Origin of the sequence: Flavobacterium aerium, from assembly GCF_030766725.1 — a bacterium.
Taxonomy (GTDB): Bacteria; Bacteroidota; Bacteroidia; order Flavobacteriales; family Flavobacteriaceae; genus Flavobacterium; species Flavobacterium aerium.
The window spans coordinates 128,483-150,589 of the sequence record NZ_JARQWR010000002.1; the positions used below are offsets into that span (position 1 = coordinate 128,483).

The window sequence follows — 22,107 nt, forward strand, 5'->3', positions numbered from 1 at the left end:
AGAATCGAGATATTTATCTATTATTTAATATATTCATAATCAAAATATAACATTCGTAATTATTATTGACAATTTTACAAAAATGTATCAGGGTCATGATATTGCAATAAGCCAAATATTTATCTATTTAGGACATGGATAGTGACGTAAACAAGAATGCTGAGAAGTATTATTTAACCCAAGTAGACAAAGAACCACAAAGTATCTATTGTCACCATGACTTAATGGGAGAATTATTGATTCCAACACATTCTCATGATAAAGCACAGTTTTTATATACTGAGGGTGGAGTAGTGTATGTGAAAACGCAAACCAAAACTTACTTTTTGCCTGCAAGACATTTTATCTGGATTCCAGCTAATGTTGCTCATAGTATACACCCTAGCTCAACAAATGTGATCATGCGAAATCTATATTTTCCTGTAGATAAAAGTGATGCAGATTTTTACAAGCAAGAAGGAATATATCCTGTGAATGATTTGTTACTACAAATGATTTTGTTTACCAATCGTTGGAAGGGTAATATTATGAAAAAAGACAAGCAACATTATACAATTGCATTGGCTTTTAAAGCATTATTGTTGGAAATTGGACCTATGGAATTGCCTTTAGCATTGCCATTTCCACAAGATGAAAGATTAAAAAAAGTAGTTGAATATGTGGGGAAATATTTGCATGAAGATATTGCCTTTTCAAAAATTGCAAAACACTTTGGTTTTAGTGAGCGCTCTTTATCACGACTCTTTCAAAAGGATTTAGACATGTCTTTTATACAATATCTCACAATTCAAAGAATATTGAAAGCCATAGAATTATTATTGGAACATAGAACACCAGTTAGTGAAGTGGCGCTAATGGTAGGATATAATAGTATCCCATCCTTTAGTAATACCTTTTATAGATTGATGGGACAAAGACCTTCAGAATATCTGAAGACTGAAGGGGTATTGAAAAAAAGCTAGTGGATTAATCCACTAACTTTTCTAAAGTGTAAGCAATCAGTTCATCAACTGCTTTGTATGGATCATTACTAAACGTACCCGTTGCTCTGTTTGCAATAATAGCATTCAATGATAAAGCTTGATGACCTAATAATTTTGATAAACCATAAATAGCTGCTGTTTCCATTTCTAAATTGGTTACAGTAGTTCCATTATGGTTAAAATTATCCATTGTTGTATTTAATGAAGGATCTTGTATTGCTAAACGCAAAACACGTCCTTGTGGGCCATAGAAACCACCCGCTGTAGCAGTGAATCCTTTGTGCATTTTTGGACTATCTAGTTTTTGAATTAAGGCGTCACTTGCTGTAATTACATAAGGTCTTCCTTTACGTAAATCCCAGTTTGTATGCGTAATAAAAGCATCTTCGATATCTTTTTCAACGATTCCATCAATAAGATACGAACGTAACATATTGTCCAGACCTAAACCATATTGTGACATTACAAAACTATCTACTGGAATATCCTTTTGCAAAGACCCAGAAGTACCAATACGAACAATATTTAATGAAGTTAATTCTTTTTTTACAGTTCTGGTTTCAAAATCAATATTCACTAATGCATCTAATTCATTAACGACAATATCAATATTATCAGGACCAATCCCGGTAGACATTACAGTAATACGTTTGCCTTTGTATAGTCCAGTTTGTGTTTTAAATTCTCTTTTTTGTGTAGAATACTCGATAGAATCAAAAAATTGAGTGATTTTTTCCACTCTATTTTGATCCCCAACAAAAATGATGTCTTTGGCAATATGCTCTGGTTTTAAATTTAAATGATATACACTTCCATCAGGATTCAATATCAATTCAGATGATTTTATTTCCATTATATTTTATTTCAATAATTATACTTTATACTATTATGAACCTACTCGTTTTACATTGTATCCTTCTGCCTGTAAAATTTGCATTACTTTGTCTCGGAAGTTCCCTTGAATAATAATTTCATTATCCTTTACAGCACCACCAACACCACATTTGGTTTTCAATAATTTCCCTAAAACTTTCAAATCATCTTCTGTTCCTTGGAATCCTTTAATAACAGTTGCAACCTTACCAGCCCTGTTTTTTTTATCCAAATGGGCTTCCAAACGTTGCTTGTTTGGTGTTAAGGTTTCAATGCTTTCAGAATCTGTATCAAATTCAAAATTTTCATTGGTAGAAAAGACAAATCCACCCAAATCTTCTAAACTATTAGTCTTTTTAGCCATTGCTCTGCAATTAAGGTTTTCTATAAAAATTAAAAAAGGCATTAAGTAAAAACTCAATGCCTTTTTACGAATCTATAAAAATATAAATTATTTTTTGATTAATCCTAAATCTACTAAACGTTCGTATAAGAAATCGCCAGCAGTAATATCTTCGAATTTTTTAGGATTGTTCTCATCGATACAATTTTCCAAACAGTTAAGTGGCATTTCGCTTACAGGATGCATGAAAAATGGAATAGAATAACGAGAAGTTCCCCATAATTCTCTTGGTGGATTAACAACTTGGTGGATGGTAGATTTTAATTTGTTATTCGTATGACGGGATAACATATCACCTACATTGATTACTAATTCATCTGGTTGAGCAATAGCATCAATCCATTCACCATCATGATTTTGAACTTGTAATCCACGACCTTGAGCACCCATTAATAAGGTAATTAAGTTAATATCACCATGAGCTGCTGCACGTACTGCGTTTTTAGGTTCTTCTAAAATAGGTGGGTAGTGAATAGGTCTTAAGATACTGTTTCCGTTTTTGATATAATTATCAAAATAAAACTCATCTAAACCTAAATATAAAGATAAGGCTCTTAGTACATAAACACCTGTTTTTTCAAGCATTTGGTACGCCTCTTTTCCTACAGTATTGAATTTAGGTAATTCCTTAACTTCAACATTTTCAGGATATTCTGCTAGTAATTCATCATTGTTTTCTACATATTGACCAAAATGCCAAAATTCCTTTAAATCACCTTCTTTTTTGCCTTTTGCATGTTCTTTTCCAAAAGAAACATAACCGCGTTGTCCTCCAATTCCTGGAATTTCATAGCTGTATTTCGTTTCAACCGGTAGGCTAAAGAAGTTCTTTACTTCACCATACAAATCATCCACTAGTTTATCATCTAAAAAGTGACCTTTTAGAGCGACAAAACCAATATCCTCATATGCTTTACCAATTTCATTTACAAACTTTTGTTTCAATTTTGGGTCATCTGAAAGAAATTCCCTTAAATCAACGCTAGGAATATTTTGCATACTATTTATTTTTTGTTAATAACTTTTTAGCTGTTAAGCCTTGTAAATACAAATGTATAGAATAATTTATGATTTGAATATTGAAAGTTATTAACAATTCAAAAAAATATAACAATTCATAGCTGTACTGTTATTTTTTTATACATTTGAAGATGTTTTTAAAACCCTCATTTATTTTATAAATCATGAATTTCGATAAAAAGAATTTGTCTAATGAGCAATTATTAGATTTATACAAAAAACTAATAAAACCGAGATTGATAGAAGAGAAAATGCTCATTCTGTTACGTCAAGGTAAAGTTTCCAAATGGTTTTCAGGGATAGGTCAAGAAGCTATTTCCGTAGGAATCACCGCTATCCTTGATAAAGATGAATACATTCTTCCGATGCACCGTAATTTGGGTGTTTTTACGGCTAGAGAAATTCCTTTATACCGATTGTTTTCACAATGGCAAGGAAAGGCGAATGGATTTACAAAAGGACGTGACCGTTCATTCCATTTTGGAACACAAGAGTTTAAAATTATCGGAATGATTTCGCATCTTGGCCCTCAATTAGGAGTAGCCGATGGTATTGCATTAGCTAATAAATTGAAAAAAAACGGTAAAGTAACAGCTGTTTTTACGGGCGAAGGGGCAACCAGCGAAGGAGATTTTCATGAAGCATTGAATATAGCAGCAGTCTGGGATTTACCGGTGCTCTTTATTATAGAGAATAATGGATATGGACTTTCTACACCAACCAATGAACAATACCGTTGTGAGAATCTAGCAGATAAAGGAATTGGATATGGAATGGAGTCACATATTATAGATGGTAATAATATATTAGAAATATATACACAAGTTTCAGATTTAGTTGCTTCAATGCGTACTAATCCAAGACCAGTATTATTGGAATTCAAAACATTCCGTATGCGTGGTCATGAAGAAGCAAGTGGAACAAAATATGTACCACAGGAATTAATGGATATGTGGGCTGTCAAAGATCCAATTGAAAACTATAGAAAATATTTAGTTGAAGGTGGAGTATTAACGACGGAATACGATGAAGAACTTCGTGCAGATATTAAGAAAGAAATTGATGATCATTTGCAAATGGCGTTCAATGAATCCATTATTGAAGCTTCAGAAAGTGAAGAGTTAAACGATGTATACAAGCCTTATGTAGCTCAAGAAGTTGCCCCATCTGATGAAAAAGCAAATATCCGTATGATTGATGCAATCTCTCAAGGATTGAAGCAATCCATGGAACGCCATGAGAATTTAATTATCATGGGACAAGATATTGCTGAATATGGAGGAGCCTTTAAAATTACAGATGGTTTTGTGGCTGAGTTTGGAAAAGATAGAGTACGCAATACACCAATATGTGAATCTGCAATTGTATCGGCAGGGATGGGATTGTCTATTAATGGATATAAATCAGTAATCGAGATGCAGTTTGCCGATTTCGTTTCGACAGGTTTTAATCCTATTGTAAACTATTTAGCAAAGGTACACTACAGATGGCAAGAAAATGCAGATGTAGTGGTAAGAATGCCTTGTGGAGCTGGGGTGCAAGCGGGGCCTTTCCATTCACAAACCAATGAAGCTTGGTTTACTAAAACGCCAGGTTTAAAAGTAGTATATCCAGCATTCCCTTATGATGCGAAAGGATTACTAGCAGCAGCGATCAATGATCCTAATCCAGTGATGTTCTTCGAACACAAACAATTATATAGAAGTGTATACCAAGATGTACCAAAAGAATATTATACACTACCAATAGGAAAAGCAGCTTTACTGAAAGAAGGTAAAGATATTACAATAATTGCTTTTGGTGCAGCTGTACATTGGGCGTTAGATACTTTGGGTAAAAATGAATCAATTTCAGCTGATATGCTGGATTTACGTTCGTTACAGCCTTTGGATACTGAAGCAATATATAAATCCGTTAAGAAAACAGGTAAAGTTATTATCCTACAAGAAGATTCTATGTTTGGAGGTATTGCAAGTGACTTATCAGCTATGATTATGGAGGAATGTTTCGAATACCTTGATGCTCCAGTAAAACGTGTAGCAAGTATGGAAACACCAATACCATTTACGAAAAATTTGGAAGACCAATATTTACCAAAAAATAGATTTGAAATCGCATTAAAAGAATTGATCGAATACTAGTTAAGCATATAAAATTTTAAAATAGCCAACCATAAAATTATGGTTGGCTATTTTTTTTGTTTTCACTCAAAACTATACTTATTTTATGTTTTATACATGATAAACGAAACTTTAACATAAAGAAAACGCTGAAACACCTATATTTTGTTCAATTTTTTTGGTAAAAATTTATTATATCTATATTTTTGGCACGAATTCATTAAACAAAACATATTTTGTATAATTGCTAATTAAGTATATTTATGCAAATTTTATATATATGGAAATATTAAGCTGTCCAAAATGCCAAAGTAGCACGATTGTTAAAAGTGGTGTGATCAAAGGAAAACAAAGGCATTTATGTAAAAAATGCCGCTATTTTTTTACAGTAAATAAATTAGGTAAAAAGATAGATGATTATTATGTAACAAAAGCACTTCAATTATATTTGGAAGGATTGAGTTTTCGTGAAATAGAGCGTATTATAGGTGTCTCACACGTAACAGTAAGTAATTGGGTGAAAGAATACAAAATCAAAAAACCATCCCATAAAGACTATCATCCAACCTATAAGATTTATAACCATCTGGAATTGGTAGAACACCTAAGAAATAAAGATCAACTTTCGGGTGCGGGAATGATTATTACAGAGTTGGGGGATAAGTTTATGCTAATAAAATGGGAACGATTTAAGGATTAACTATACACTTTACATAAATATATATCATTTTTTTTTCAATTCAATGAATTTTGGAATTTGGCAATACGAAAGAACTGTATTGCTAACCAAATTTTAAATGAATTATGAAAAAAATATCTATAGTAGCATTGCTACTAATAGTTTGCCTAAAAAGCTTTTCGCAAGGTTCGCCAGACTATGGTAGTGGAATGAAATTTAATCTGGATCCAGAGGGAAAAAAGTATATGCGTGTCATTGCTTGGGCACAAGCTTGGGGTCAGTATAATGACAATGTACCAGACAATACCTCAGCAACTTCCATGAGTTTAAGAAGGGCAAGAATTCTGACATATGCTCAGATTAATGACAAGTTTTTAATCTTGACTCATTTTGGATTAAATTCTCTGGATGCAAATAATATGTCTCCAACGGGTAAAGGAGAAAGTGCTCAATTATTTTTTCATGATGTTTGGGTACAATACAATTTGAATAAAAATCATGCATTAGGTTCTGGATTGCATTATTGGAATGGTATCTCTCGCCTAAATAACGCCAGTACTCTCAATTTCTTAACGATTGATAATAATAGACAATCATGGGCAACATTAGGACTGTCCGATCAATTTGCACGACATATTGGCTTTTATGCCAAAGGAGCTTTTGATAAATTCCAATACCGCATATCCGTCAATGAGGCGGTTACCAATGGTTTGGATTTACGAGAAGCTTCAACAGATTATGCGGTATATGGCGGTCGAAGATTAAGAGGTTCAAAAGACGCAGGAAAAACGTATGGAGGTTATTTTGAATACAATATTTTCGATATTGAGTCAAACTTTATTCCCTACAAAGTAGGAACCTATCTAGGAACCAAAAAGGTATTCAATATTGGTGCCGGATTCTTCTTACATCCTAAGGGGAGTGCCATATTAGATGGAACTGAGTTAAAAGGAGATGACGTTTCTATTTTTGCTGTAGATGCATTTTATGATGCACCATTAGGAGAAAATAAAGGAGCAATAACGGCCTATTTAACCTACCAGAATAATAATTATGGGAAAAATTACCTCTACAATGTTTATGGTACTGGTAGTATGATTTATGGACATGCCGGTTATGTTTTACCCACACAAAAAACAACAAAAATCCAACCTTATTTATCGTATGCATCGAATAGCTATGATGCTGTAGAAGACAATCGCAATATTTTCGGTATTGGTGGTAATGTCTATTTCAGTGGGCATAATTCTAAGCTCACATTGGAATATAAGCACGAGAAATTCGGAGATAATAAAACAGGCACAGTGACTTTACAAGCAATGGTATATCTATAATTTTTTAAAATTTTATGTATGAGTAATAAATCAACAAAAGGAATCTGGAGTGTAATCTCCGCATCATCCGCAGGAACATTGATTGAATGGTATGACTTCTATATTTTTGGAAGTTTGGCAGTAGTCATTTCAACTAAATTTTTCCCATCAGATAATCCCACAGCAGCTTTTTTATCAACCTTAGCCACATTTGCAGCGGGGTTTGTAGTCAGACCATTTGGAGCAATCTTTTTTGGAAGACTAGGTGATATGATTGGTCGGAAATATACTTTTATGGTCACACTACTCTTAATGGGTGGCGCAACTTTTTTAATTGGATGTGTACCCAGTTATGACTCGATAGGCTATATGGCGCCAGTACTAGTTTTAATCCTTCGTCTATTGCAAGGATTAGCACTTGGAGGAGAATATGGAGGAGCTGCAACCTATGTTGCTGAACATGCTCCGATAGGACAACGCGGATATTGGACTTCATGGATTCAAACAACAGCAACCGTTGGATTATTTGTATCTCTAGTTGTTATTTTGGCTACAAAAAGTACACTTTCTGCTGAAGCATTTGATACTTGGGGATGGAGAGTACCTTTCTGGATTTCAATTGTAATGGTATTTGTTTCCTATCTGATTCGTAAAAACATGAAAGAATCACCTGTTTTTGCCAAAGCCAAAGCAGAAGGTAAAACCAGTTCTAATCCTTTGAAAGAAAGTTTTGGGAATCGATATAATTTGAAATTTGTACTTCTAGCATTATTTGGAGCTACAATGGGACAAGGGGTAGTTTGGTATACCGGACAATTTTATGCCATGAGTTTTATGAAAACTGTAATGTCGGTAGATTCATCACAGGTTGATGGTTTACTGGGAATTGCGCTCTTGTTAGGAACACCATTTTTTGTGTTTTTTGGATGGCTGAGTGATAAAATTGGTCGGAAAACAATCATGATGGGAGGGATGCTATTAGCAATATTGCTCTATCGACCGATTTATAAAAAAATGTATGAAACCACCAATGTGGAACATAAAACAGAACTTGTAGCGAAAACAAAAGTGATTCCTTCCATTAAAGAAAATAAGGAGCAATTGATGGATTCCATCTATACGACAACAAAAGAATTTGCCGATGGTACTCAGTATCAACAGATAAAAACAGTACATTTAAAGGAAGGAAAAGCGGTAATGGTAGATGGACATGTTAAGTCTGATACAAAAACTACTTTACTAATTAATTCGAGTGACAAATGGACTTTGGTCTTTCTGGTATTCATCCAAGTCCTATTTGTAACAATGGTATATGGTCCAATAGCCGCATTTTTAGTAGAAATGTTCCCATTGAAAATACGATATACTTCTATGTCATTACCTTATCATGTAGGAAATGGGATTTTTGGAGGTTTGTTGCCTGCGATTTCTACCTATTTTGTTACAACGGCGAAAGATGTAGGTAATCCCGAGTTTTATTTAGAGGGGCTCTGGTATCCCATTATAATTACCTCAGTGAGTTTTGTAATTGGGATGATTTATCTGGATCGAAAAAATAAAAAAATAAACGAATAAATTCAAATACTATGAATGCAATCAAAAAAATATTAGGACTCGTTTGGATCGCATTAGCTGTTGCAGCTGCTTATTTCTGTATTTTCATTTTTGGACTTCCAAAATTTGCAACAGGTAAACAAGAAGATCTAGTTTTTGGAATTATTATTCTATTTGTATTAACCCCTCTAATCGTTTTAGGATTAGGAACCTTTGGTTACTATTCCTTACTAGGAGAATATGATTCTGAAAAAGAATAAATAAGATGGAAAATGAAATTGAAACCTCAATACACTTTTGAGGTTTCAATTTCAATTTAAAATAAAAGAATGAAAAGACGACACGAACAAAAGCTGGTTATTATTACATTGATTCTGATTATTGGAATGAATATGCCTATTCTATTACTGTTTGATGGTGCCCATAGTTTTTTAGGATTTCCAGTAATTTACATCTATATCTTCAGTTTGTGGTTGATATCCGTTTTAGCGTCGTATTTAATTATTAAGAAGTATTATGAGTAGTATAACAGTATTATTGATATTATTACTCTATTTGGCAGTACTCTTTTTTACGGCCCATTGGGCAGAGAAAAGAGCCAATCATAAATGGACGAATAGCCCTTATATCTATACGCTTTCATTAGCAGTATACTGTACAGCATGGACGTATTACGGAAGTGTAGGTGTAGCAGCCGATAGCGGATTAGATTACTTAACAATTTATGTTGGACCGATAATGATTGTGCCAGCATGGATTGTAATCATGAGGAAAATCATCCGTATTTCAAGAGTCAATAAGATTTCTAGTATTGCCGATTTTATCTCTCTGCGTTATGGCAATAATAGAGCCTTAGGAGCTGTGGTGACCATACTGTGTATCATGGGTGTTTTGCCTTATATAGCCTTGCAGTTGAAAGCAATTTCCGAAAGTTTCCATGTGGTAACCAAAACAGAAGAAATGCCGAATATTTTACATGATACCGCTACTTATGTAGCGATAACATTGGCATTATTTGCTTCCTATTATGGAACGCGTTATGTTGATGCATCAGAGAAAAGAAAAGGAATAGTTACCGCTGTAGCCTTAGAATCTACCTTAAAATTAGTTTTCTTTCTAATTGTAGGAGTTTATGTTACTTATTTTGTTTTTGATGGATTTGATGATATTTATGCCAAAGCATCCTTGTTGCCTAATTTTAAGGAACACAATACTATTGGAGGAATACCACAAGCGATCAATTGGATGTTTTTATGCTTTCTTTCTCTTTTTGCTATATTCCTTTTGCCACGACAATTTCATACCACAATAGTAGAGAATAACAGAGAAAGCCATTTGAAAAAAGCCATTTGGTTATTTCCATTGTATCTATTATTGTTCAATATTTTTGTTTACCCAATAGCTTGGGGAGGAAATATTCTTTTTCAAGGACAAAGTTTAAATTCAGATACTTATTCCTTGCTGATACCACAGTATTTCGATAATTCAATCATGACATTAATGGTTTTTTTAGGTGGTTTTTCAGCAGCAATATCCATGATAGTCGTTTCTTCAATAGCCTTATCTATTATGTTGAGTAATAACTTATTGATTCCCTACGGATTGTTAGGTTCATTACAACATGAAAAACAGAAGAAAAATATTCAACGTATTGTAATTATTCGGAAAATTAGTATTTTCTCATTGATTATTCTATCCTATGTGATATACCGACTATTTGTGTTAGAATTCTCTTTGTTCTCTATTGGATTAGTTTCCTTTGTTATTATAGCGCAGCTAGCTCCTTCATTTTTTGGTGCTTTATTCTGGAAAAGAGGATCATCAGCCGCATCCATTGCAGGAATATTAGTAGGATTATTTTTTTACTGTTACACTTTATTGATTCCGTATGCTTTAGGAAGTGACAGTTCATTTGTGCAAGAAGGTTTATTTCAGATAGCGTTATTAAAACCACATCAACTATTTGGATTAGATTATCTAGATACTATTCCACATGCATTTTTCTGGAGTTTACTTTTTAATCTTTTTACGTATCTTACGGTTTCAGTAAGTTTCAAAGGAGATTATCGAGAGCGTAACTATGCAGAGATGTTTGTTGATATAGAAAAATACATCACAATGCATGAAAATGCCTTTGTTTGGAAAGGAGTGGCTTATATTAATGATATACAGCAAGTTTTATTCCGATTTTTAGGGAAAGAAAAAACCATTCAGGCAATCGATCATTTTAATTTAAAGTACGGCATAGCCGATGATAACCGAATGGCCGATTCTCGATTGATAAAATATGCGGAGAATTTATTAACAGGCCATATTGGTACAGCATCTGCAAAAATTCTGATTTCTAGTGTGGTAAAAGAAGAGAAGGTTTCCTTACCCGAAGTATTGAAGATTTTGGAAGAATCAAAAGAGAACATTGTTACCAATAAAAGACTCACAGAAACCTCTGAGGAACTGCATACAATTACCGTACAACTGCAGCGAGCAAATGAGGAATTGATTAGTAAAGACAAACAAAAAGATGAATTTTTAGATACAATTTCACATGAACTCCGTACGCCAATTACAGCAATCCGGGCAGCTTCAGAAGTATTGTATGATGATGATGAAATCCCAGATGAAATTCGAAAAAAGTTTCTTCAGAATATCATTTCCGAATCAGATCGATTGAATCGATTGATTACAAAAATTTTAGATTTAGAGAAATTTGAATCCGGGAGACAGAAGATATATATAGCAAAGAATAATATCTATTTTACAATATCTGAAACATTAAATGCATTAAAGCAATTGATTGAAAATAAAGGGATAAGGGTTGATGTTATTTCGGAGAAAAATAGTGTAAATGCATTCTATGATGAAGATCGAATTAAGCAAGTTCTGTATAATTTACTTTCAAATGCTATAAAATTTTGCTCAGCAACAGAAGGGGCAATTACTATTTTGATTCAGGAAACAACAACGCAAATAGAAATAGCAGTACAAGACAATGGGAATGGGATTAAAGAAGAAGATTTTGATGCTATTTTTGATAAGTTTTATCAATCAAGAACACAGAATATCACAAAGCCTATCGGCAGTGGACTAGGATTAGCAATATGTAAACAAATAATTGAGCATCATAGAGGAAAAATTTGGTCAGAAAATTTAAATAATGGCGGCGCAAAATTTACTTTTACATTACCAAAGTATAATACTCTTGATGAAAAATAAAAACATGAAAAAAATATTAATAGTTGACGATGAACCGAATATCGTAATGTCCCTTGAATATACATTCAAGAAAAATAATTATCAGGTATTCATTGCCCGAGATGGACAAGAAGCTTTAGACTTACTAAAAGTAGAGCTTCCAGATTTAATTATTCTAGATATTATGATGCCCCATTTGGATGGTTATGCAACATTGGAACAGATTAAGAAGGAAGAGAAGTTGAAAAACTGTAAAATCATTTTTTTAACAGCGAAAAGTAAAGAAAGTGACATTGAAAAAGGGCTCAGCCTAGGAGCTGATCTCTACGTTACAAAGCCATTTTCCGTTAAAAAATTAGTTGAAAATGTAGAGCAACTAACCTCTTAAGTAGAGCGTTTTAGGATTAAATAAAAGAGTATGAGCATGAAAAAACCAACCAATTATTCTGATTTTTATAATCAAAGTATCCAAAATCCCAGTGAATTTTGGAAAGACCAGATGGATAGTATTGATTGGTATACGAAGCCAGTAACAATTTTATCAAAAGATGATCAAGATTATCCCATATGGTATAAAGACGGAGAATTAAATATCTGTTATCTGGCAATTGATAAACATATTCAGGATGGCTATGGTGATCAAATCGCTTTTATTTATGACTCTCCAGTAACCCAAACCATAAAAGAATATACCTATTATGAGGTAAAAACAGAAGTAGCAAAATTAGCCGGTGGATTGGTGTCATTAGGAATGCAAAAGGGAGATACGGCTATTATTTACATGCCTATGATTCCGCAAACTGCTTTTGCGATGTTGGCCTGTGCTCGAATTGGCGTTACACATTCGGTTGTTTTTGGAGGTTTTGCACCCAATGAATTAGCCATCCGTATTGATGATTGTAAACCAAAAGTAATTATTACAGCTTCTTCAGGAATTGAAGTAGAAAAGTTAATTGCTTACAAACCATTGGTAGATGAAGCGATAGGATTAGCAGAACATAAACCAGAGAAAGTGATTATCTTCAATCGAAAATTAGGGGCAAAAATACCTTTTCAGTCGTATGATGTTGACTATTTAAGACTCGTTTCTGGTTCAGAAGAAGTGCCTTGTGTTGCTTTGAATTCTACACATCCGTTGTATATTTTATATACTTCTGGAACAACAGGAAAACCAAAGGGAATTATAAGAGATACAGGAGGTTATGCTGTTGCACTTAAATTTTCAATGCAATACATTTATGATGTTCAAGAAGGAGAAGTTTTCTGGGCTGCATCAGATATGGGCTGGGCTGTGGGACACAGTTACATTTTATATGGACCATTAATCAACCGCAATACCTCAATAATATTTGAAGGAAAGCCAATTAAGACACCTGATGCGAGTACTTTTTGGAGAATAATAGCCCAACATAAAGTACAAACTATGTTTACGGCTCCTACCGCTATTCGAGCGATAAAGAAAGAAGATCCAAACGGGGAGTTTATTAAAAAATATGATTTATCACAATTGAAGCACCAATTTCTAGCAGGAGAACGATGTGATGTAGCTACCCTAGAATGGTATCAAAAACATATACCTATTCCAGTAATTGATCATTGGTGGCAAACAGAATCGGGATGGCCTATGATCTGTAATATGAGAGGATTGGAAGAATTACCCATAAAACCTGGTTCTTCCGCTAAAGCTGTTTGTGGTTATAACATAAAAATATTTAATGAAAAGGGGGAAGAATTAACAGCAAATGAAGAAGGATTAGTTGTTGTTCAATTACCTTTGCCGCCAGGAACGCTATTGGGATTATGGAATGATACCAAACGTTTTAAAACGGGGTATTTAGATAAATTCCCCGGATATTATTTGTCAGGTGATGGGGGATATAAAGACAATGATGATTATATTTACATCACTGGCCGTGTAGACGATGTGATCAATGTAGCCGGACATCGATTATCTACAGCTGAAATGGAAGAAGTTGTAGCCTCACATTCTGCTGTTGCTGAATGCGCTGTAATAGGAATTCAAGACGATTTGAAAGGGCAGATACCTTTGGCATTTGTAGTCATAAAATCGGGTGAAATGATAGAGCATTTTCAACTTGAATATGAAGTAGTACAATTAATACGCCAGCAAATTGGAGCAGTAACAGCTTTGAAAAACGTGGTGATTGTGAATCGATTACCGAAAACACGTTCAGGGAAAATACTTAGAAAATTATTGCGAAGTATAGTGGATGGTGAAGTGTATCAAATACCTTCTACCATCGATGACGAATCTATTATTGATGAAATCATTATAGCTTTACAAAAACAAGAAATAGGCTTTTTTAAAAAAGAAGAATAGAATAAAAATATTGGTGTTAGTCACATCTTACCGATAAGATCAAACTTATTTTTTTGCTAGAAAAAATAAAACATTTAATGAATTAGGAATTACTAAAAAAGAAGACAATGAGTTATTATAAAGTTAATAATTTAGAACAGTATTTTAAGCACTACAATAAATCGGTTAGAGAACCTCGTAAATTTTGGGGTAAAATAGCAGAGGAAAATTTTACATGGTACCAGAAATGGGATAAAGTTGTAGAATTTAATATGGCTGAAGCGCAAGTACAATGGTTTGTAAATGCTAAAGTAAATATTACTAAGAACTGTATTGACCGACATTTAGCAAAAAGAGGAGAAAAAACGGCTATTATTTTTGAGCCTAATGACATTAATGAAGCTGCACAACATATTACATACAATCAATTGTATGAGCATGTTTCAAAAATGGCAAACGTTCTAAGAGAACAAGGAATTAAAAAAGGAGACCGCGTTTGTATTTATCTACCTATGATTCCAGAATTAGCTTATGCTGTATTAGCATGCGCTCGAATTGGAGCAATCCATTCTGTCGTTTTTGCAGGTTTTTCAGCCTCAGCTGTAGCAACAAGAATTAATGATTCAGGTTGTAAAATGGTTATTACATCAGATGGTGGATACAGAGGAAATAAGACAATTGATTTAAAGGGGATTATTGATGAAGCTTTAGAAAAATGTGATACAGTAGAAAAAGTATTGGTGGTAAACCGTATTAACTCTGATATTAACATGAAAGAAGGGCGTGACCAATGGTTACAGCCACTTTTAGATCAGGCATTAAACAATAACGTAGCAGAAATAATGGATGCAGAAGACCCATTATTTATTCTATATACATCAGGTTCTACGGGAAAACCAAAAGGAATGATGCATACTACTGCGGGATATATGGTGTACTCAGCCTATACATTTAAAAATATATTCCAATACGAAGAGAATGATGTGTACTGGTGTACAGCCGATATAGGTTGGATTACAGGACATAGCTATATTTTATACGGACCATTATTGAATGGAGCAACTACTATTATATTTGAAGGAATTCCATCCTATCCAGATTTTGGGCGTTTTTGGAATGTGATTGATAAACATAAAGTAACTCAATTTTATACTGCACCAACTGCAATTCGTGCCTTAGCCAAAGAAAACTCACAATGGGTAGATCAATACGATTTATCCTCTATTAAAGTGTTAGCTTCAGTAGGAGAGCCGATTAATGAAGAAGCTTGGCATTGGTACAATGACCACGTTGGGAAGAAAAAATCACCAATTGCAGATACTTGGTGGCAAACAGAAACTGGAGGAATTATGATTTCGCCAATACCTTTTGTAACGCCTACAAAGCCTACCTATGCAACGTTACCATTACCAGGAGTACAACCAGTATTAATGGATGAGAAACGCAATGAGATTGAAGGAAATCAAGTGGTAGGAAGTTTATGTATTAAATTTCCATGGCCAGGTATTGCCAGAACCATTTGGGGAGATCATCAACGTTACGTTGAAACTTATTTTACAGCCTTCCCCGGGAAATATTTTACCGGAGATGGAGCATTGAGAGATGAGGTTGGATATTATAGAATTACAGGTAGAGTAGACGATGTAGTGATTGTTTCGGGACACAACTTAGGTACAGCACCAATAGAAGATGCTATCAATGAGCATCCAGCCGTAGCAGAATCTGCAATTGTTGGCTTCCCTCATGATATCAAAGGAAGTGCATTATATGGATTTATCACGCTGAAAGAGTTTGGTGAAACACGAGATCGCGATAACTTAACAAATGAGATCAATCAGTTTATTTCCAGCCATATTGGACCAATTGCAAAACTAGATAAAATCCAATTTGTTTCGGGTTTACCAAAAACACGTTCAGGGAAAATTATGCGTAGAATATTACGTAAAATAGCAGAAGGAGATTTCTCTAATTTCGGAGATACCTCAACGTTATTAAATCCTGAAACTGTAGAGGAAATTAAAAACGGAAGACTGTAATTTTGAAACCGTTTAAAGTATAAAAGAAGCTATCTGTAAAGATGGCTTCTTTGTTTTATAACAATAATGATATTATAATGATAATAAAATAGATATGGAATCACCAAAATTATTTATGATGATGTTAGGCTGCAAGCCAGAGGGACGTCATACTGAGCAACATGATGTTTTCTTTTCAGTTGCTAATTCATTAACAGATTTAAAAGAAGAAATTGCGGCTTTTTGGCCAAATTCAGGGAAGTTACATCTGGATGCTTGGCGTGAAGTGACAGAGGTAAATGGGTACAGAATCAGTATCGTTAAAAAAGAAAATACCATTACAACATCAAAAAGATTATTCTTTATGAATCTAGGTGGATATAAGCCAGATGAATTTGATGAATTTCATTATAAAATGTTGGTAGTAGCAAATGATCTAGCCGATGCTATTCATCAAGCTGAAGATACAGCATTCTATAAACACGTAGGTTTTGCAGAAGCTCCTTCCCATGTGGATGATAAATATGGAGTAGATGTAGATGATACGTTTGAAATACTAGATATTCTTCCAAAAAAGATAAAAGATGCCTATGATATTACGATAGAATTTGTGGGAGATTTACCGGAAGATACAATACATTTAGGTTATTTTGAACTCAGTACAATTTAATAAAAAACCACACATTAAGTGGCTTTTTTTATACTTATAAAAATCTTAAATAAAAGTATAAATTTTTCAAGTGAAACAGAAGTGTTGTATATTTATTAAGCGGATAAGAAGATTCAATCCGCAAAAAAAATAAAACATGAATAGTAAATTGATTCTGAAGAATAAATAGTTTAAATCATGGCAAATAAAACATCTCAACATATACTAAATACGGCAGCTAATCTTCTTGGATTTTGTCTTTTTGTAATTACATCACTTAAAATCAATAATAAAACGGAAACAGGCAACATTGATGAATTTACTTCTATAATAGCCATACTCTTGATTTTTTCCTGTCTTTTTTCCTTTTTTGCGATAAAAACAAACAATTTAGATCGTGAGAGGAAATTAGAGATGATTGCCGATGTATTATTTGTTATTGCTCTGTTGGGAATTTTGATTATTATTTCATTGGTATCTTTTAATTTTATTAAATAGTATGTGTAGACTTTATTTCATACTTATTCTAAGTGTAATATTGACACCTGTTTTTGACCAGAATAATCATTATTCTAATACTGTTTTTTTAGAAAAGTTACATTCTGACACTGATTACTTAACATTAAAAGAAAAAATAACAAAAGAATTTACCCATGCAATCCCAGGACACTGGGGAGAGTTTGTAAAAGGAGTTGATGAAGATCTTGTTACCCAACAAAAGATCATTGCATTTACTTTTGATGCTTGTGGTGGTAAAAATGCGGATGAATATGATGCTGAATTAATTGATTATTTGCGCAAAGAGAAAATCCCTGCGACATTATTTGTAACGGGAAAGTGGATTGATGCAAATTATCTGACTTTTTTAAATCTTTCAAAAGATCCTTTGTTTGAAATTGAAAACCATGGGTTAAATCATAAACCATGTTCTGTTGATGGAGAAAGTGAATATGGTATTCATGGCACTAAGGATAGTTCAGATGCCTTTGATGAAGTGGAAGGAAATGCTAGAAAGATTAAAGAAATTACGAATAGGAGGCCTTTATTTTATCGTTCAGCCACTGCATATACAGATGAAGCATGTGCAAAATTGGTGAAGCAACTTGGAATTACTATGATTAGTTTTGATGTGCTTTCGGGTGATGCAGTGCCTTATGTCAATAAAAAAAATATTGTTGATAATGTGGTTAAAAATGTCACTCCTGGCGCTATTGTAATCATGCATTTTAATCACCCCAAATGGAATACTTTTGAAGCAATGCAAGATATAATTCCATTACTACGAAACGAAGGTTATCATTTTGCAAAATTGGAAGATTTCCCCTTGCGATCTAAGAAATAAAATAGATTCTTAATGTTAAAATAAATAGAGAATGGAATTTAAATTCGATTAAATTTATTTGTAATTTTAGAATAGAGAAGACATTTTTATTATAAACTTAAATTTAAGGGAAATGAGAAAAATAATTTTATTCAGTTCTTTGTTGTTTAGTATGTTCATGATGGGACAAACCAAAGAAACAGTAGTTCCACCTATGGAAGTTGATAAAGCATTTCAAAAAGAGTTTCCGAATATCATACCTGTATGGAAATCTGATTATCGAGGAATGGATGATACCGAAATTAGATATGAAGCAGAGTTCAAGAAGAATGGAGCTAAAAATTTAGCTGTATATGACCGCCGAGGAGATTTAATAACGATTGAGGTAGCAATGAAACCTTCCAAGTTATCAAAGCCCATTTTAAAGTATTTAAAAGAAAATAATTACACAAACAAAATTGTGGAAGTTGTAAAAGTTGCCGACGAAGCCAATATGATTAGCTATCAGGTTGGTGTAACAGTGGAAGGAAAATCATTTGACTTGATATTTGATGAGAAAGGTGAATATATTGAGACAAAAGAAGTAGATTAAAAAAATAACGATATAAAAAAGGCTTTCATTATGAAAGCCTTTTTTACAAGAATTGCAATAAATAAGCTTGAATGAAAGTACAAAGTTTATGATTAATATTGTAGTGAAAATAAATTTTATGAAAAGAACTTATTCTGTTCTCATTGCTTTGATAGTGCTAAGTATGGTTGCTTGCAAATCCAATACTGAAAAAGAGGAAACAGCGATAACCAAAAAGGTAGAAGAACTCAAAGTATTAAAACCACTGCAAGATAACGATATGAAAAAGTTTCTGCCTAAGACGCTTGGTGAAACCAAACGAGGAAACATCATTCTAACCAATTTTGTAGGCAAAATGGTATTTGCAGTATATTCTACAAAAGAGCATGAAGATTTTAAAGTATTCATCACAGACTGCGCTGGTAAAAAAGGAGCTAATAAATACGTATTAAATTATGTTGCTCACCTTGCTGTAGAAGATAATATGCCAGAAGCTAAAGCTGAAGAAAAGAGAACCACTCAAAAACAATATGATTTTGCGGGAGGTAAAGCAATCGCATTTTATTCCCCATTAACAAAGGCATATTCTTTTGTATACATGACGAAAGGGAGATTGCACGTAGGAGTTGAAGGACCACCAGATGCCACAATAGAAGAAGTAATGACTTTTGCTACAAATCTGAATGCAAAACTGTAAACAAATAGAGTTTTGTAAATCTATTTTTAGTTAAATTAATATATACGATGTAACAATATTAGAAAATAATAGTCTTATTACTACATGATGAATTGATAATTGTTTAATTGGAAGGCTTTTACAATGAAAGTCTTCCTTTTTTTATGCCTTTTACAGATGTAAAAAGGTCTATTTTCGTTATCATTTGGTTCATCAAGGATAAATTTTTAAAATAAAAAATAGAATGGATGTTTCCGTTTTGGGAGCCAATTCTTATGTTTCGTATCGAATTAATGGTGTTTGGGAGATTTCAAATCAATTGAGGATTACAATTTTTTACCTTTGTTAATCAAAAAGGTCAATTAAGGTACTATTCTGCTTGTGATCGTAAATTTTATATATGGATTCTACTGCTCTAAATCGTCCTTCCGAGAAGAATTTTTTCTATAAGTACTACAGAATCGTTGTAATACCAGTAGTTTTTCTGATTTATATTTTCATGTATTTCATTCTCAATCCTTACCAGGAATTAGATGAAACCATTATGGCTTTTGATTGGACTGTAGATATAGTTGTGATTTTACTATATTGTACGCTATTGACAGAATTAAGTCTTTTTGTAGGACGTGGCCTGAATCACTGGATTAGTTGGGACCAAAGTCCACTGTTTAGAGCCTGTTTACAGTTTTTATTCTTGATAGTAGGAAACATTCTGTTGAATTATATCTTTTCCTATTTGTGGCAATACATATATTCTTGGGCTCCATTAAAAGAAAGTGAACTTGTATTGATATGGCAATCCAATCTAATGGCAGGGATATTGTCCATTTTTATAAGTTTTATTCATACCGGAATATTTCTGCTCAATCGTTGGCGTGTAACTTCAGAAGAGGCAGCAGAATTAAAAATTAAAGCTTCTCAACTCCAAGAAGCTGTAACGCGATCTGAATTAGAATCCTTAAAACTCCAACTTGATCCTCACTTCATCTTCAATAATTTCAGTGCGCTAACAGAATTAATCCATGAAGACCAGAATTCCGCTGCATTATTTCTAGAGAATATTACAAAGGTGTACCGTTACATGATTTCTAATCTCAACAGAGATACAATTACGGTGAAAGAAGAAATCGAGTTTCTGAATGCTTATTTTTATCTACTAAAGAAACGTCTTGAGAATAAAATAGAATTGGAAGTACAGATTGATGCTACACATATGGATCTTCATATGCCACCATTGACATTACAACTCTTGGTGGAAAATGCAGTAAAACATAATATAGCCACATTATCAAATCCACTTACGATATTCATTTATTCTGATGGAAATGATATTGTAGTAAAAAATGTTTTACAACCAACGTCCGGTAAGAGTCTGGTTTCTACAGGTATTGGGCATAAAAACATTAAATTTAGATATAAAATATTGTTTGATCGAATGCCTGATTTTTTTGAATCAGAAGGATTTTATTACGTACGTCTACCTTTACTATAAGAATATGAAAGTTTTAATCATTGAAGATGAAAATATTAATGCCAATCGGCTGAAGAGATTACTAGAGGAATTAGAACCCGATAGTGAAGTATTAGCTATTTTGGATACAGTAGAAGGCACAATTGCATGGCTTAATACTAATCCTATGCCCGATTTAATTACAATGGACATTCGTTTGGCAGATGGAATCAGTTTTACAATTTTTGAAAAAGTAAAAATCACCTGCCCAGTTATATTCACAACAGCCTATGATGAGTATGCAGTAAGAGCTTTTAAAGTCAATAGTATTGATTACTTAATGAAACCTATTGAAAAGAAAGAGTTGGAATATGCCTTAAATAAATTTAACTCATTATCGAAAGTTGAAAACATTACGAATGATATTGCGGGGATTATCAAAGGATTTTTAAACAAGCCTGCTTTTCGTATGCGCTTCTTAGTCAACTATCGAGATGGTTATAAAAGTGTTGACGTTACTGAAATTGATTTCATATTTTCAGAATTTAAAACATCACACCTCTTTCTTAAAAATGGTATGATAGTACCAATCCCTCAAACCATGGAAGAGTTAGATGAAGCAATGGATCCAGATGTTTTTTTTCGGGCAAATCGACAATTCTTTATTCGAGCAGAAAGTATAAAGTCCATTGCAAATTACTTTAATGCAAAACTAAAAATACAACTCAAAGGCGATCCAGAACGAGAAGTCATCATCAGCCGAGAAAAAGCTCCCTTTTTTAAACAATGGATGGATCGATAAAAGTATCTGTTTTTGTCAAATAAAGATAAATAATACCGAATAAGAAAATACAGTAAGAACCATTTTCCTATTCAGGATTTCTGTACTATTTCTACAACCAACGCATAGAACCACCCTTTATAGCGGGCTAATTATAGATTACTGTCTCTATTGCCCAGACTCGATT

Annotated in this window: 21 protein-coding genes; 18 read left to right on the forward strand and 3 right to left on the reverse strand. The window is 33.2% G+C overall.

Annotated elements, in window-relative coordinates; all coding sequences use genetic code 11:
- Window positions 1-134 precede the first annotated feature (134 nt).
- Entirely contained in the window at window positions 135-962 is an 828-nt protein-coding gene (locus P6733_RS03180) for an AraC family transcriptional regulator (protein ID WP_306350155.1), read from the forward strand.
- A gap of 4 nt (window positions 963-966) precedes the next feature.
- Here P6733_RS03180 and P6733_RS03185 read toward each other — a convergent pair whose 3' ends face one another.
- From P6733_RS03185 to P6733_RS03195, 3 genes are all read right to left on the reverse strand, one after another.
- Window positions 967-1,836 carry a nucleoside phosphorylase gene (locus P6733_RS03185; RefSeq protein WP_306350156.1) on the reverse strand — a complete coding sequence of 290 codons (870 nt, stop codon included), beginning with the start codon at window positions 1,834-1,836 and terminating at the stop codon, window positions 967-969.
- Between the two features lie 33 nt (window positions 1,837-1,869).
- Window positions 1,870-2,220, reverse strand: coding sequence for a translation initiation factor (locus tag P6733_RS03190; RefSeq protein WP_306350157.1), 351 nt, complete (start codon window positions 2,218-2,220; stop codon window positions 1,870-1,872).
- A gap of 87 nt (window positions 2,221-2,307) precedes the next feature.
- Window positions 2,308-3,258, reverse strand: a complete 951-nt coding sequence (locus tag P6733_RS03195; protein WP_306350158.1) for an isopenicillin N synthase family dioxygenase — start codon at window positions 3,256-3,258, stop codon at window positions 2,308-2,310.
- Between the two features lie 185 nt (window positions 3,259-3,443).
- Here P6733_RS03195 and P6733_RS03200 point away from each other — a divergent pair, with 185 nt between their 5' ends.
- The 17 genes from P6733_RS03200 to P6733_RS03280 all read left to right on the forward strand — a co-directional run bounded on the left by P6733_RS03200 (window position 3,444) and on the right by P6733_RS03280 (window position 21,941).
- Entirely contained in the window at window positions 3,444-5,420 is a 1,977-nt protein-coding gene (locus tag P6733_RS03200) for an alpha-ketoacid dehydrogenase subunit alpha/beta (protein ID WP_306350159.1), read from the forward strand.
- Between the two features lie 259 nt (window positions 5,421-5,679).
- The gene (locus P6733_RS03205) at window positions 5,680-6,099 is read left to right on the forward strand and encodes an IS1/IS1595 family N-terminal zinc-binding domain-containing protein (protein WP_306350160.1); all 420 of its coding nucleotides are present in this window, start codon (window positions 5,680-5,682) and stop codon (window positions 6,097-6,099) included.
- A 104-nt stretch (window positions 6,100-6,203) separates the two neighbouring features.
- Entirely contained in the window at window positions 6,204-7,412 is a 1,209-nt protein-coding gene (locus P6733_RS03210) for a hypothetical protein (RefSeq protein WP_306350161.1), read from the forward strand.
- Window positions 7,413-7,430: 18 nt separating this feature from the next.
- Entirely contained in the window at window positions 7,431-8,966 is a 1,536-nt protein-coding gene (locus P6733_RS03215) for an MFS transporter (RefSeq protein WP_306350162.1), read from the forward strand.
- Window positions 8,967-8,977: 11 nt separating this feature from the next.
- Window positions 8,978-9,205, forward strand: a complete 228-nt coding sequence (locus tag P6733_RS03220; RefSeq protein ID WP_306350163.1) for a DUF6814 family protein — start codon at window positions 8,978-8,980, stop codon at window positions 9,203-9,205.
- Window positions 9,206-9,274: 69 nt separating this feature from the next.
- Window positions 9,275-9,469, forward strand: a complete 195-nt coding sequence (locus tag P6733_RS03225; protein WP_306350164.1) for a hypothetical protein — start codon at window positions 9,275-9,277, stop codon at window positions 9,467-9,469.
- Window positions 9,462-12,158, forward strand: a complete 2,697-nt coding sequence (locus P6733_RS03230; RefSeq protein WP_306350165.1) for an ATP-binding protein — start codon at window positions 9,462-9,464, stop codon at window positions 12,156-12,158. Before P6733_RS03225 ends, P6733_RS03230 begins: the two co-directional genes overlap by 8 nt.
- A gap of 4 nt (window positions 12,159-12,162) precedes the next feature.
- The gene (locus P6733_RS03235) at window positions 12,163-12,525 is read left to right on the forward strand and encodes a response regulator transcription factor (RefSeq protein WP_306350166.1); all 363 of its coding nucleotides are present in this window, start codon (window positions 12,163-12,165) and stop codon (window positions 12,523-12,525) included.
- Window positions 12,526-12,555: 30 nt separating this feature from the next.
- Window positions 12,556-14,478: an AMP-binding protein gene (locus tag P6733_RS03240; protein ID WP_306350167.1), complete on the forward strand. Its 1,923-nt coding sequence runs from the start codon at window positions 12,556-12,558 to the stop codon at window positions 14,476-14,478.
- Window positions 14,479-14,585: 107 nt separating this feature from the next.
- On the forward strand, window positions 14,586-16,493 hold the full coding sequence (gene acs / locus P6733_RS03245) for an acetate--CoA ligase (protein WP_306350168.1): 1,908 nt from the start codon (window positions 14,586-14,588) through the stop codon (window positions 16,491-16,493).
- Window positions 16,494-16,587: 94 nt separating this feature from the next.
- Window positions 16,588-17,142 carry a DUF1543 domain-containing protein gene (locus tag P6733_RS03250; protein WP_306350169.1) on the forward strand — a complete coding sequence of 185 codons (555 nt, stop codon included), beginning with the start codon at window positions 16,588-16,590 and terminating at the stop codon, window positions 17,140-17,142.
- Window positions 17,143-17,319: 177 nt separating this feature from the next.
- Window positions 17,320-17,619, forward strand: coding sequence for a hypothetical protein (locus P6733_RS03255; RefSeq protein ID WP_306350170.1), 300 nt, complete (start codon window positions 17,320-17,322; stop codon window positions 17,617-17,619).
- Between the two features lies 1 nt (window position 17,620).
- Complete coding sequence (locus tag P6733_RS03260; RefSeq protein ID WP_306350171.1) at window positions 17,621-18,463, forward strand: polysaccharide deacetylase family protein; 843 nt, start codon at window positions 17,621-17,623, stop codon at window positions 18,461-18,463.
- A gap of 112 nt (window positions 18,464-18,575) precedes the next feature.
- Window positions 18,576-19,034: a hypothetical protein gene (locus P6733_RS03265; protein WP_306350172.1), complete on the forward strand. Its 459-nt coding sequence runs from the start codon at window positions 18,576-18,578 to the stop codon at window positions 19,032-19,034.
- A 118-nt stretch (window positions 19,035-19,152) separates the two neighbouring features.
- Window positions 19,153-19,710 carry a hypothetical protein gene (locus P6733_RS03270; RefSeq protein WP_306350173.1) on the forward strand — a complete coding sequence of 186 codons (558 nt, stop codon included), beginning with the start codon at window positions 19,153-19,155 and terminating at the stop codon, window positions 19,708-19,710.
- Window positions 19,711-20,089: 379 nt separating this feature from the next.
- On the forward strand, window positions 20,090-21,181 hold the full coding sequence (locus P6733_RS03275; RefSeq protein WP_306350174.1) for a sensor histidine kinase: 1,092 nt from the start codon (window positions 20,090-20,092) through the stop codon (window positions 21,179-21,181).
- Between the two features lie 4 nt (window positions 21,182-21,185).
- Complete coding sequence (locus P6733_RS03280) at window positions 21,186-21,941, forward strand: LytR/AlgR family response regulator transcription factor (RefSeq protein ID WP_306350175.1); 756 nt, start codon at window positions 21,186-21,188, stop codon at window positions 21,939-21,941.
- Window positions 21,942-22,107: the final 166 nt, after the last annotated feature.